Origin of the sequence: Alkalihalophilus marmarensis DSM 21297, from assembly GCF_000474275.2 — a bacterium.
Taxonomy (GTDB): domain Bacteria; phylum Bacillota; class Bacilli; order Bacillales; family Bacillaceae_D; genus Alkalihalophilus; species Alkalihalophilus marmarensis.
In genome coordinates this window covers 60,366-73,445 of record NZ_ATAE01000008.1, presented here as the reverse complement: position 1 = coordinate 73,445, position 13,080 = coordinate 60,366, and the positions used below count along the sequence as shown (strand labels likewise).

At 39.4% G+C, this 13,080-nt stretch carries 16 protein-coding genes; 1 reads left to right on the top strand and 15 read right to left on the bottom strand.

Going from position 1 to position 13,080, the window contains the following annotated elements:
• Positions 1–194 precede the first annotated feature (194 nt).
• Genes aroH through aroC form a run of 3 tightly spaced genes read right to left on the bottom strand, consistent with a single transcriptional unit; the run spans position 195 to position 2,840 of the window.
• Positions 195–575, bottom strand: a complete 381-nt coding sequence (gene aroH, locus A33I_RS03965) for a chorismate mutase (protein WP_022627158.1) — start codon at positions 573–575, stop codon at positions 195–197.
• Positions 559–1,665 carry a 3-dehydroquinate synthase gene (gene aroB / locus A33I_RS03960; protein ID WP_022627157.1) on the bottom strand — a complete coding sequence of 369 codons (1,107 nt, stop codon included), beginning with the start codon at positions 1,663–1,665 and terminating at the stop codon, positions 559–561. The genes aroH and aroB overlap by 17 nt, the downstream gene beginning before the upstream one ends.
• 2 nt (positions 1,666–1,667) lie before the next feature.
• Positions 1,668–2,840: a chorismate synthase gene (gene aroC / locus A33I_RS03955; RefSeq protein WP_022627156.1), complete on the bottom strand. Its 1,173-nt coding sequence runs from the start codon at positions 2,838–2,840 to the stop codon at positions 1,668–1,670.
• A gap of 254 nt (positions 2,841–3,094) precedes the next feature.
• On the opposite strand from aroC, the gene A33I_RS21030 reads away from it, so the two are divergent.
• A complete protein-coding gene (locus A33I_RS21030) occupies positions 3,095–3,238 on the top strand; it encodes a hypothetical protein (protein WP_012958498.1) in 144 nt (47 codons plus the stop codon).
• Between the two features lie 38 nt (positions 3,239–3,276).
• Here the strand turns inward: A33I_RS21030 and A33I_RS03950 are convergent, their stop codons facing one another.
• From A33I_RS03950 to A33I_RS03895, 12 genes are all read right to left on the bottom strand, one after another.
• Complete coding sequence (locus tag A33I_RS03950; RefSeq protein WP_022627155.1) at positions 3,277–4,053, bottom strand: CheR family methyltransferase; 777 nt, start codon at positions 4,051–4,053, stop codon at positions 3,277–3,279.
• A gap of 124 nt (positions 4,054–4,177) precedes the next feature.
• A complete protein-coding gene (gene ndk / locus A33I_RS03945; protein WP_012958496.1) occupies positions 4,178–4,621 on the bottom strand; it encodes a nucleoside-diphosphate kinase in 444 nt (147 codons plus the stop codon).
• A 177-nt stretch (positions 4,622–4,798) separates the two neighbouring features.
• Positions 4,799–5,770, bottom strand: a complete 972-nt coding sequence (gene hepT, locus A33I_RS03940; protein ID WP_022627154.1) for a heptaprenyl diphosphate synthase component II — start codon at positions 5,768–5,770, stop codon at positions 4,799–4,801.
• Positions 5,771–5,793: 23 nt separating this feature from the next.
• Positions 5,794–6,639, bottom strand: coding sequence for a menaquinone biosynthesis protein (locus A33I_RS03935; RefSeq protein ID WP_022627153.1), 846 nt, complete (start codon positions 6,637–6,639; stop codon positions 5,794–5,796).
• Between the two features lies 1 nt (position 6,640).
• Positions 6,641–7,243: a UbiX family flavin prenyltransferase gene (locus tag A33I_RS03930; RefSeq protein ID WP_022627152.1), complete on the bottom strand. Its 603-nt coding sequence runs from the start codon at positions 7,241–7,243 to the stop codon at positions 6,641–6,643.
• Entirely contained in the window at positions 7,240–8,106 is an 867-nt protein-coding gene (locus tag A33I_RS03925; RefSeq protein WP_323466696.1) for a UbiA-like polyprenyltransferase, read from the bottom strand. The genes A33I_RS03930 and A33I_RS03925 overlap by 4 nt, the downstream gene beginning before the upstream one ends.
• A 21-nt stretch (positions 8,107–8,127) precedes the next feature.
• On the bottom strand, positions 8,128–8,838 hold the full coding sequence (locus A33I_RS03920) for a demethylmenaquinone methyltransferase (protein ID WP_022627150.1): 711 nt from the start codon (positions 8,836–8,838) through the stop codon (positions 8,128–8,130).
• A 6-nt stretch (positions 8,839–8,844) separates the two neighbouring features.
• Positions 8,845–9,633: a heptaprenyl diphosphate synthase component 1 gene (locus tag A33I_RS03915; RefSeq protein ID WP_022627149.1), complete on the bottom strand. Its 789-nt coding sequence runs from the start codon at positions 9,631–9,633 to the stop codon at positions 8,845–8,847.
• Positions 9,634–9,790: 157 nt separating this feature from the next.
• Complete coding sequence (mtrB, locus tag A33I_RS03910) at positions 9,791–10,009, bottom strand: trp RNA-binding attenuation protein MtrB (RefSeq protein WP_012958489.1); 219 nt, start codon at positions 10,007–10,009, stop codon at positions 9,791–9,793.
• Positions 10,010–10,232: 223 nt separating this feature from the next.
• Positions 10,233–11,711, bottom strand: coding sequence for a stage IV sporulation protein A (gene spoIVA / locus A33I_RS03905; protein WP_012958488.1), 1,479 nt, complete (start codon positions 11,709–11,711; stop codon positions 10,233–10,235).
• 364 nt (positions 11,712–12,075) lie between these two features.
• Positions 12,076–12,792 (bottom strand): hypothetical protein, encoded by a 717-nt coding sequence (locus A33I_RS03900; RefSeq protein ID WP_022627148.1) that lies wholly within the window; start codon positions 12,790–12,792, stop codon positions 12,076–12,078.
• 40 nt (positions 12,793–12,832) lie between these two features.
• Positions 12,833–13,036: a DUF2768 domain-containing protein gene (locus A33I_RS03895; protein ID WP_012958486.1), complete on the bottom strand. Its 204-nt coding sequence runs from the start codon at positions 13,034–13,036 to the stop codon at positions 12,833–12,835.
• Positions 13,037–13,080 lie beyond the last annotated feature (44 nt).

Below are 13,080 nucleotides of genomic sequence, written 5' to 3'. Positions count from 1 at the left end.
TTAAACTCTAAAACAAATAATTAAATATACATCATCTAAATGAGCCCGACATTCGGACTCCTCTCAGCTCTTATGCCATCTCATACTCCTATGAGATGCGCAATTTTTTTAAGTGTAACGTGTAGCTATCCTCTAGTCAAGGAAAAGAGTATAGTTTACCAGGGTATTATGAGAATATCGCCATAACTAACTTATTAGTTAGCTAGCTTGTTCCCATTCGCCAGATCAGGGCGAAGCTTCTTCGCTTCTCTAAGATAGACATGATTTATTTTATCTTGAGTAAGAGAGGTATTTACCGTCACAAGCAGGCGAATACATTTTTCTAAGCTTCCCGGAACAGGAATTTCTCTTGCACAAACAACCGGTACATACGTCCAATCAGAAAACCGGCGTAGCGCCTTAGCAGGGAAGGCGGCTGATAAATCCTCCGTTACTGTAATAAGTACCTGCGCCACATCCTCTGCTTGAAAGGAGTTTTGGGCAATCATTTCATGCAGCAATTCTTCTGTCACATCTAATATTTCTTCTTCTTCATCCCGAACAACAGTAGTTGCGCCTCTAATTCCACGAATCATCAAACCCCTCCTCTATAGCTTTATGTAGTAAATCAAGCAATGGTTCATCCGCTACGTCCTTTAATACGGCTTTGCCGCATTCTTCAACAAGGACCATTCGGATCAGTCCGCCTGTCGTTTTCTTATCTTTTTTCATCGAAGCAAGCAGCTGTTCAGCCGATAGCCCCTTAGGCACATTTGTACTGTAGCCTAATGTTTCAAGCCAGGTAATCGTCTCTTTAACAGGAAGCTCAATTTGAAAGACGCGCTCAGATAAACGCAGGGCAAATATCATTCCAACTGCCACAGCTTCACCATGAGATAATTCCCCGTAGCCAAGCTCCGCTTCTATCGCGTGACCTAACGTATGTCCGAAGTTTAAATAAGCTCGGATGCCTTGTTCTGTTTCATCCGCTGAGACAACATCAGCTTTTACTCCGATTGATTGCACAAGCATTTCTTTTAGAAATTCATCGTTAAATTGTTCAAAAGAGGTTACCTGACCCTTCAGCCAATCTAAAAATTCTCGGTCCCTGATAAACCCATGTTTCACTACTTCAGCAAATCCAGAACGCCATTCACGCTCTGGCAGACTGTGAAGCATTTCAGTGTCATAAATGACCAGCTCTGGCTGAAAGAAAGCTCCAACGATATTTTTTGCACCAGGCAAGTTAATCGCAACTTTTCCGCCTACACTACTGTCATGAGCAAGCAAGGTGGTCGGCACTTGTACAAATCGAACCCCTCTCATATATGTCGCAGCAACAAATCCAGCAAGGTCGCCTATCACTCCGCCGCCTAAAGCAATAATCACCGACTTACGATCAAGACCGATCTCTAATGCTCGTTCCTGCAGCTTTTGATAGACCTCAAATGATTTAGATGATTCGCCGCTCGCTACTTTCTCAACATAAACATGATCCTGCTTAGGGAAACCAGCTAAAACATCATCTATATAAAGATCATGTACATGCTCATCTGTAATAATTAAGAATGAGGAAGCATCACTCATCTTATGAGCATGCATGAGATTATATAAGGTATGCCTCAGACCAGGTTCAATTCTCACCTCATATGATTTGCTTTTAGTAGAAATGTGAACAACAGACATTGTTAAAACTTCCTCGCATGCTCGTTGTGACGCTCAATATTTTCAGAAATCGCTTCCACACGATCAGCACCAAATGTTTCAAGCAAAGCATTCGCTACTTCCCAAGCAATGACCGATTCAGCCACTACACTTGCAGCAGGGACAGCACAGCTGTCAGAACGTTCAATACTAGCTGCAAAAGGCTCTTTTGTATCAATGTCTACACTTTGCAGAGGTTTATATAACGTCGGAATCGGCTTCATAACTCCACGAATCACAATCGGCATGCCGGTAGTCATCCCGCCTTCAAAACCGCCAAGGTTATTTGTTTGTCTTGAATAGCCGTCTTCTTCATTCCATGTGATTTCATCATGCACTTGGCTTCCTGGTCTTCTGGCCGCTTCAAAACCAATTCCGATCTCAACCCCTTTAAACGCATTAATGCTCATCATAGCTGCTGCTAATTTCGCATCCAACTTGCGATCATAATGAACATGGCTGCCTAAACCGATCGGAACTCCTTCAATCACTACTTCTACAATTCCGCCAATGGAATCCCCTTCTTGTTTCGCTTGATCAATGGCTTCAATCATTTTCGCTTCTGCTTCTTTATCTAAACATCTAACAGGAGAAGCCTCTGAGCGTTCCCTAAGATCCTCAATCGTATCATATTGAATAGCAGTTGCCTTCACACCGCCAATTTCAAGAACATGGCCGCCTACTTGAATACCAAATGTATGTAAAATTTTCTTGGCAACAGCCCCAGCAGCTACGCGCACAGTCGTCTCACGAGCTGAAGAACGTTCTAAAACATTTCTCATATCACGATGTCCGTACTTAATTGCACCGTTAAGGTCTGCATGGCCTGGACGCGGACGGCTTACCTGTCTTTTCACTTCTTTTTCTTCTTCTTCAGATAAAGGCTCTGCCCCCATCACCTTTGTCCAATGAGTCCAATCCTTATTTTCTACAACTAGTGCGATTGGTGCACCTGTTGTTTTTCCATGTCGAACTCCGCTTAGGATTTGAACTTGGTCTTTCTCAATCTGCATTCTGCGCCCTCTTCCATAACCGCCTTGACGCCTTTTCAAGTCAACATTAATGTCTTCTGCTACTAATTCAAGCTGAGCAGGCACCCCTTCAATAATTGTAGTTAACTGCGGTCCATGTGACTCTCCTGCTGTTATATATCTCATCTCGTCTCCTCCTCCAAATCCACTCTCTTTATCGCTTTTATGCGTTAAATTATAACATGACTTTCCTTTTATGTCTCGATAAAATCGGAACATTTCGTTATTAATTAGTCATTGTACCAAAAAGACCTGCTTGCGTCTAAGGAATTTTAACGTTTTACTCCTTCAAAAACAGCAAGTTTAGAGATACCGAATAAATAAATGCAGATAATGGTTATACTAAAATAGGAATTTCTTAGTAAAAGGGGCGCTCGCCATTGAAGAAGTCAACGACAAAAAGCGGCACAAATATTGATGAAGTGAAAGAGTTAAACGCAAAATCAGGACTTACTTATAATGAAGTGAAGGATAAGGTGTTAAATGCTTATATCAAGAAACAATTGAGCGAAGATCAATCATGATCCAAATACAAAAAGGATAAACCAGCCATTACAGCGATTTATCCTTTTTTCTTATAAAAAAACGTGTCTTCTGTTTCAAAATGATATTGATCAGCATGAAAAATCTGCTCAGTGCTTCCTACAAATAATACCCCGCCAGGACGCAAAGCTTGGCTGAATTTTTGATATAATTCATGTTTTGCTTCTTCAGTGAAATAAATCATGACATTTCGGCAAATAATCAGATCATACTGAGTTCCAAATGAATCAGATAAAAGATTCTGTTGTTTAAATGTTACCGATCTTTTTACTTGTTCACTAACTTTGTAGCCCATAAGCTCCTTCGTAAAATAGCGTGAAAGCACCCCGGGAGGAACTTCTTTTAATGAGCGATCCGTGTAGAAACCAACTTGAGCTCTTTTTAGAATTTCTTTATCTAAATCCGTTGCTAGTATGGACACCTCAGACAAAGGCATAAAAGAGGCCATAATCATCGCTAAAGTATATGGTTCTTCACCTGTTGAACAAGCTGCACTCCATAGCTTCGGCTTACTATTTTCAGCTAGCAGCCTTGGCAAAATCTTTTCTTCTAACACCTCCCATCTCTTTTTATTACGGTAAAATTCCGAGACATTTATCGTCATACGCTCTAAAAACTCATGAAATAACGATGAATCAGCAGCAAGAGCTTGGTAGTAGCTCAAAAAGGTAGCGTACCCTCTTTTATCTCGAAGGGATTCTAACCTTCTTTTCATCTGTGCTTCTTTGTAAAGTGCTAGATCTATACCGGTTTTTCTCTTAATTTGCATGATGAATTGTTGATAGTCTGCAGTCATCTGTCAGGTCCCCTTACCTTAAACAATCGGTTTCATTTTTTCCACATTAGGTATATCGGCTGATTTAAACCGATCGTTTACACACAAAAAAATACCTGCTCAGCTGAACAGGTATTCATCATCCTTAAACCCACTTATTTACAACTTTTTCATAGTTGTTTAACTCTGCATCTTCAAAGAAGATTCCGATTTCACGCTTCGCGCTCTCAGGAGAGTCAGAACCGTGAATAACATTCATAGCTACTTGTACACCATAATCACCGCGGATTGTTCCTGGTGCAGCTTCAGCTGGGTTTGTTGCTCCCATCATTGTACGAGCAGTCGAGATCACATTTTCACCTTCCCAAACCATTGCGAAAACTGGACCTGAAGTAATGAAATCAACTAGCTCTCCGAAGAAAGGACGTTCTTTATGTTCTGCATAATGAGTCTCTGCAAGATCTTTTGTAACCGTCATCAATTTAGCGCCCACTAATGTAAACCCTTTCTTTTCAAAGCGCGAAACAACTTCTCCGATTAAATTACGTTGTACTCCATCAGGCTTAATCATTAAATATGTACGTTCCATTTAAAACACCCTCGCTCTCATAATCATAAACTATGTATTAATTAACTAATCGACTAACCTTGTTTATTATAGCAAACATTCTAAACACTCTCAATCATTATTTTACAGAAATATTCAATAAACCGTATTCATTTCCAGTTGTATATACAAATAAAGAGAGCACTCAGGCTCTCTATTTTAAAATTTCCGTTTTCCGATATAGGCCGCAATCTCTTTTAAATAATTCTTTGCTTCACAATCAGGCAGTCTTTCTAATGAATCATAGGCTCTATGGAGGAAGCGATCACTCATCTCAATCGAATAATCGATCCCCCCTGATTCTTTAACAGCTTTTAAGATGGGCTGCATATCAATATTTTCAGGAAATTCGTTTTTAAGCATGTTTTTAATTAAATGGGAAATCTCTTCATCATGATGCATGGCATAGAGTGCAGGAAGCGTGACATTCCCCTGCCTTAAATCACCACCTGCAGGTTTGCCTAACTGCTTTTCTGTACCAACAAAGTCTAAGATATCATCTGTAATTTGAAAAGACATCCCCACATTGTATCCAAAGTTATATAAATGCTTTTGAATGGCTGGGTCTGCATCTGCAGCTAATGCACCCAGCTCACAGCTTACGGCAATTAACAAAGCAGTCTTACGTTTAATTCTTCTTAAATAGACTCTTAAGTTCTGCCCCCAGTTATATTGATCACGGATCTGTTCTACTTCTCCAATACACATCTCAACAAGCGTATTAGACAACACTTGATGAACGCGTGGGTGATCAAAATAAGCAGATGCTTCGACTGCCTTGGCAAAAATATAGTTACCAGTATACATCGCTACTTTGTTATCCCATTGAGATTTCACCGTCCGTTTGCCCCGTCTAAGTTCAGCATCGTCAATGACATCATCATGAACCAAAGACGCCATATGTACAAGTTCTAAGGGAACAGCAATATTTTTCAACACATGTATATCGTATGTACCAAATTTAGCAGCAAGCAACACAAAAACCGGACGAATCCGTTTGCCCCCTGCCTTTAAAAGATGGGTTGAAGCGTTTTTCAGGACATCATGGCGTGCTTGAACAGAAGCTTCTAGCTCTTGTTCGATAATTGTTATATCTGATTGAAATTGCATATAAATATCGGCTAGTTTCATCTTATCCACCTTACTACGCAAGGTCAGCTTCCTACAGCTTTCCAAACATGAATTGATTCAACAGGCTCACTTAAATATCCTAAATCATAAGCAAGCTGATAATAAAGCATTAACCCTCGCTGTTCTCTATTACTAAAATCATATATTAAATTATTAAAGTAGTCTTCCCAAAAAGATTTATCGCCGCCATAGGTCTTTAAAATATCTTGGATCATAGGCTGATAATGACTCTTTTTACTTCGCTTTTTACTTTCGAGAAATGATCTATACAATGTACCAGCTAAGTGGCTGTTATGATCAATGGCTACGTTTCTTATCGCTAATACTGCAAATGTCATCGGCATCCCTGTGTGCTTATACCAAAGCTCTCCAAGGTCATATTGATAAAGTTCTTCTCTTTTATTAAATGAAGCCACTATCGCTTCATCACCAATTAACAAGCAAGCATCGTGATCTGAGAGCATCTTATGTATATTCGGCTTCATCGTTGTATATGTAGGGGACTGTTCATAAAACCGTTCAAGTATGATTTTAAGCAAATGGGTAGAGGTTGCCGACGTGGAAGTCAGAGCAACCTTTTTTGCTGTTAACTGATGAATAGGCACTTTTGAAAATAAAAAAATCGACCCGACCTTCCCTAGAGCTGATACAGACAGATTAGGAAACAAAGTGAAGTGATCTTTATTTTCAGCATAGGCAAAAGAAGAAATTCCTCCAACATCGACTCGCCCAGCAGACATTTCTCTGTTTAATTCTGAAGGCACTTGTGGTTTGATAATACAACCTTGGCTCTCTAAATACTCTCTGTCTAAATCATAATAAAGAGGCAATATATTAGTATAAGAAATTTCACCGATAACTAAAGACATGTTATTCCCCCCAGCGGGTAAATAATGTATGCTCCACTCCGAGACTATCTAATGCCTTTCCAACAAGAAAATTAACCAAATCATCTATTGTTTTAGGTAGATGATAATAACCGGGCATAGCCGGCAGGATCGTAGCCCCCATCTTTGAAAGTTTAAGCATATTCTCTAAGTGAATGTCATGCAACGGTGTTTCTCTAGGTACAATAACCAGTTTTCTTTTTTCTTTAAGCATAACATCTGCCGTACGTTCAAGCAGATTTCCGGAAGCCCCGTGCGCCATACCAGATAAAGTCCCCATTGAACAAGGAATAATAACCATGCCGGCACTTCGATAGGAACCGCTTGCAATAGGAGCTGCATAGTCATGAAGATCATGAGTATGCAGCTCACCAGGCAAATCACCAAATAGTTCATGAATTACTTTTTCGCGATCGGTTGTATCTAAAAGTAATTCCTCTTTAAACACTTGCCAAGCGGCTTCTGTTAAAACGAGGTGAACCTTATATTCTTGACGGAGCAGCTCCTGTGTTAGACGAACACCGTACATACCGCCGCTCGCTCCAGTTATTCCTACTGTCATGATCTTTTCTATACGCTCACTCATAACCAAACATCTCCTACTGTAAAGATAAACATGACTAAGCTAAGAATCCCGTTCATCGTAAAAAAGGCTACCCCGACTTTTGAGAGATCATCTGCAGATACTAAGGAATGCTCATAAATCATAATCAATCCAGCAATAATCACCCCAATTAAATAAAGCCAGCTTAGAGGAGTAATAAGGAATAAAAGGAAAAAGGCTGCAAAACTAATGACGTGGAAAAGTTTTGCAAGAATAAGTGCTTTTCTAATACCAAAACGGCTAGGAATGGAATATAGTCCTCGCTCACGATCATAATCAGCATCTTGGGTCGCATAAATGACATCAAATCCTGCTGTCCACAGGGCTACTGCAGTAAATAGAACAAATGCTTCAAAAGAAACCGATCCGGTTACAGCGACCCATCCACCTAATGGTGCGAGCGCGATTGTAATACCTAATATAAGGTGACAAGCCCATGTAAATCGCTTTGTATAGGAATAAATAACAAGGAAAAATACCGCTAAAGGTAATAAATAAACGGCTAATTGATTTAATTGAAAGGCAGCGTAAATCAACATGGCAAATGAAATTATAATGAAGAACATGACTTCAATTTTTGAAATCAGACCAGCTGGTATAGCACGGTCAGCTGTTCTAGGATTGTATTTGTCAATCTTTTCGTCGATCACTCGGTTAAGAGACATCGCTGCACTTCTTGCTCCAACCATCGCAACAGTAATCCAGACCCATTGCATAAGAGTGGGCCATGTTTCATTTACAATAAAACTTCCGAGTATTGCCCCAAAATAGGCAAAAGGCAATGCAAACACAGTATGTTCAAACTTAATCATTTCTAAGATGATTTTCAACTTTCTAACCACGATATCTGCTCCAATTCTAATTGACTAATTTTTACCCTTTACCCCAAGGTGCATACAAGCTACCCCTCCAGAGTAAGGCTTCACGTCAACACGTTCAAATCCAGCTTCACGGAACATCTCAGCCAGCTTCTCTCGACTTGGAAACGACATCGTTGACTCTTGTAACCATGAATATTCGTCATAACTTTTAGCAAACACTTTACCAAAAACAGGCATGACCCTGCGGAAATAAAAGAAATAGAGGTTTTTAAAAACAGGAATGGTAGGCTGTGATGTTTCTAAACAAACCACTTTTCCTCCTTTTTTTACGACCCTGTACATCTCTTTTAATACTTGCATGTAGTCGGGCACATTTCTTAACCCAAAGCCAATTGTGACAACATCAAAGGTTTCATCAGCATAAGGCAGCTCCATTGCATTACCATGACGCAAGGAAACGTGCTTCATTTTATGTTCCTTAACCTTTTCTTCCCCGATTAATAACATATTCTTGCTAAAATCAAGTCCTTCGACTTTACCGTTAGGACCTACAGCTTCCCCAAGGGCAATCGTCCAATCTGCTGTCCCGCAGCAAACATCAAGAGCATGATCACCTGGCTGTACATTCATTCTTTTCATCGTATCTTTCCGCCAAGCCTTATGACGTTGAAAAGATATAACTGAGTTCATCATATCGTATCGCTTGTAGATCGATTCAAACACTTGGTGAACACGTTCTTCTTTCGTTTGAGTCATTTTCCCTCACCCTTTTTCTGCTACGTACTCATCGTAGTCCGTTGTATTGATTAACTGATCAATATGTTCAATAATAAAGCCCTCATATTTTTGAAGACGCTTGCTTGTATTTAAAAGCTTGTCTTTTAAGTCTTCTATTTTTTGTTCACATAACGCAAGCACTGAATCTGGGTGCCTTGCTTCTTGAAATAAAGTCTCCATAATAGGCAAGTTCTTACCTTTTATAAACTCATTGCGTTCAAAGACCAATCGTTTTAAAAAGAAGAAATCATTAAAGATTTCCTTCCAGTAATTTTGATTATAATGATTTGCTATATTTTGCAAAAGAATTGATTCTGCTTTTTCTACATTTCTTTTTGCATCAGTGTATGTAAGCTCATCTGCCTCATATATATTCATCTTATGTTCATTAATTTCCTGAATCGAATGACTGAAGATGCGAATCATAGGAATTTGCTTTTCTTCTGCTAGTAAATAATAATAAAGACTGCTGTAATAATCACCAGCGAGCACTGTAAGCTGACGATTTTTTCGTACGGAATCTGTTTGGAGTTTATGGAGGGAGATCGCTTCATGTACATCAAGTGCAGCTTGAGCCAGCACAGCTGCCAATGTATATGCTTTTGCTTCTTTTTTTGATGCATGTTCACTTAGCATCGCATATAAAAAACGCACCTTGTCCTCATCAATAGCGGGCACTTCAACATAGCGCTCTAAATAAGAATGCTTCGTTAAACTGTTAAAGCTTTTTTTTAGTTCTCTTACTTTGTCATTAAACTGACTGATCCTCACCATTTTACTTCCTCCAAATCGCATCCATCATAAAATCACAACAAACGACTAAAATACTTGCATTTATCTGACTTAAACCGGTATCTATTATAGCATAATTTACATAATCCTACGAAGGAAAAACTTTATAAATAGTAAATAAAAGCAGGGTTCCCTGCTTTTATTCTTCCGTATCCATTGTGCCGTGGCTTGTCTGAATCACTGCTTTTCCACGCACTTTGACGGCAGAAGTATGTTCAGTAAACTGAGCAATCATAACCTCTCCCTTATCAAGTTTCTCCGAATGATGAAAGCGTGTATCTGACCCTCTTGTAAGCCCTATTACGTTTACACCATTTTCCTTTGCTTTTATCACAAAAAATTGATTTTCATTGCTCATCCGTATCTCTCCTTAAACCCTTGCCGTATCTTTATTTGGTCCATAGAAACCTTTAAGTTAATTTTTATTTCAATCTTTTATTCATAATTTCAATAAACAAACGATTTGATGATAACCGTTATGTACGTATAGCTTATTATATAAAGCTTAGCACATTAAGAAAAGAAAAAGCAAAAGGAACCTCAGGCAGTGAGGAACCTTTTGCTTTTTTGGCAGGATATAATTACAAGATAATGGCAATCAATCCGCCTGAGCCTTCATTAATAATACGCTCCAGTGTTTCTTTCAATTTATAGCGGGCGTTCTCAGGCATTAAGGAAAGCTTAGCTGAGATTCCTTCTCGTACAATAGAGTTAAGAGAACGACCAAAGATATCAGAATTCCAGATAGAAAGCGGGTTCTCTTCAAAGTCCTGCATTAAATAGCGGACGAGCTCCTCACTTTGCTTTTCAGTTCCGATAATTGGGGCAAACTCACTCTCTACATCTACTTTAATCATATGAATAGAAGGAGCGACAGCTTTCAAACGCACCCCGAATCTTGACCCTTGACGAATGATCTCAGGCTCATCTAAGCTCATATCAGAAAGGGCTGGGGCTGCAATGCCGTAACCTGTCTGCTTCACCATTCTAAGAGCCTCTGCTACTTGATCATATTCAGCTTTAGCATGAGCAAAATCCTGCATGAGCTGGAGCAAATGATCTTTCCCTCTTATTTCAACACCAACGACCTCTTTTAACACTTGGTCATATAAGTCATCTGGTGCATATAGATCAATCTCAGCAATTCCATGACCCATCTCAATGCCTGCAAGCCTTGCATCATCAATAAATTCATATTCTGTAAATTGTCCGACGACACGATCGACATCCCGCAATCGTCTAATATCTTTTACTGTTTCCTGAACAGATTCTTCATAACTTTGTCTTAACCAGTGATCATCCTTTAATACCATGACCCAGCTCGGCAGATTAACATTTACTTCATGTACTGGGAATTCAAATAATACTTCCCTTAAGACATTGTTAATGTCATGATCTGTCATGCTTTCAATACTCATCGCAAGCACTGGAATATCATGTTCTTCTGAAAGCTGACGACGCAGATTTTCTGTGTCAGGATGATGCGGTCTTACACTGTTGACAATCATGATAAATGGCTTTCCGACTTCTTTTAATTCCTCAATGACTCGTGTTTCTGATTCAATATAATCATAGCGAGGAATTTCTCCGATTGAACCATCGGTTGTAACCACCACTCCTAAAGTAGAATGCTCTTGAATAACTTTTCTTGTTCCAATTTCAGCTGCTTCCTGAAATGGAATCGGCTCCTCATACCAAGGAGTATTGATCATTCTCGGACCATTTTCATCCTCATATCCTTTAGCACCAGGAACAGCATAGCCAACGCAGTCCACCAGTCGGACGTTAACATCTAACCCTTCATCTACATGAATCGAAATCGCTTGGTTGGGTACAAACTTCGGCTCTGTCGTCATGATTGTTTTACCTGCTGCACTTTGCGGCAGTTCATCTTGAGCACGAGCCTTTTCTGATTCATTTTCGATATTCGGGAGTACGACAAGCTCCATAAATTTCTTAATGAATGTCGATTTCCCTGTCCGAACCGCACCAACGACCCCTAGATAAATATCGCCGCCCGTGCGTTCTGCGATATCTTTAAAAATATCAACCTTTTCCACGTGATCCCCTCCCGATCGAGTAAAGATTTGAGATTCATCATAAACTTCCGTAAATCTTAGACACTATCATGTGTATGATGTTGTCCATTATTTATGACAACTACCAGGAAAGAAGCATTTTATTTTCTAAATCAGCCTTCTTAGAAAGATTTAATAAAATAGGAATGATTTCAATGGAAGCTGCCATACACAACCTTTAATGAAGTATAGATCTAGGAAGTAAGATGTCTCGATAGATATACCGAGAAGGGGTAGAAAGAAAAAATGCCCCTTCCTTTGACATGTATATCAATGGATAAGGGGCTTTAGACCAACTTTTTATTGATTTGTGTGACCTTGCTTTTATTGCACTTACTTATTTACCTTATTCTTGCCGGATATTGTAGGCAGGCTCTCCGTTTTCATCAAGTGTATATGGAACGGACCTTACAGGCACAATCGGAAAGTTATCTACTAAAATGGAGCGAATGTCTTCGTTTTCTTTAAAGTCATGCTCGAATTCGTTGAGTGCCATATTAAGATCAATTCGATAATCAATCACAATTTCTCCATCGTTCGTATATAACAGAGGCAGATACGTATCGTAATAAGGGCTTCTCACATGAGGGGCTTCGCTGTAATTTAACGCTTCATGATCCAATTTAAAGAGCCCTACATCCACCATTTCTAATACGGGTGCATACGTATGTTTCCGCATATATTCATTAATACGCTGTTGAAATTGCTGGATTTCACGTTGACTTCTTAAATCAATGACTTTTGCTTCTGGCTCTTCTTCGACATTAACAAGAACATATTGAAAGACTCCGCCATTTTCAAAAGCCGTTCCTGGAGGCTGCTGCAAATATCTTGGTACAAGCTGGTTAAAATCAACTACATAACGTTGATAGAGGGGAGTCGTTTCATCGAAGTTTCGAATAGGAAGGACCCCTGTATCTTGTTGAAATTGCTTTGCAGCTTGTTCAACAGCTTGCAGCTGATCTGGATAAGCCAGCTGATTTTCACTTCTCTGTTCATCTGGAAGCATACATCCCGTTAGAAACATGCTTATCATCAGGATTGATACTATCGTGCATTTCATCCAATCAATCTCCTAATCTTTTCATTCTTTGAAACTTAGCTTATAAGGTGGCAGTCGGCCCGCCAATTACGATTAGAAATACAATCAAACCAGACACTAATAAACAAATAAACGAGAAGGCAAGAACTATTTTTTGAATAACCCCTCTAAGTTTTTCACGACTGAAGATCGCTGCCCCTGCAGAAATAAACATTAAAGCGAGAGCAAAAAACGAGATCCACATATTCATCATTGCATCAGACATTACCATCATCCTTTTTTAAAAATTACACTTTTAAAAATTCCACG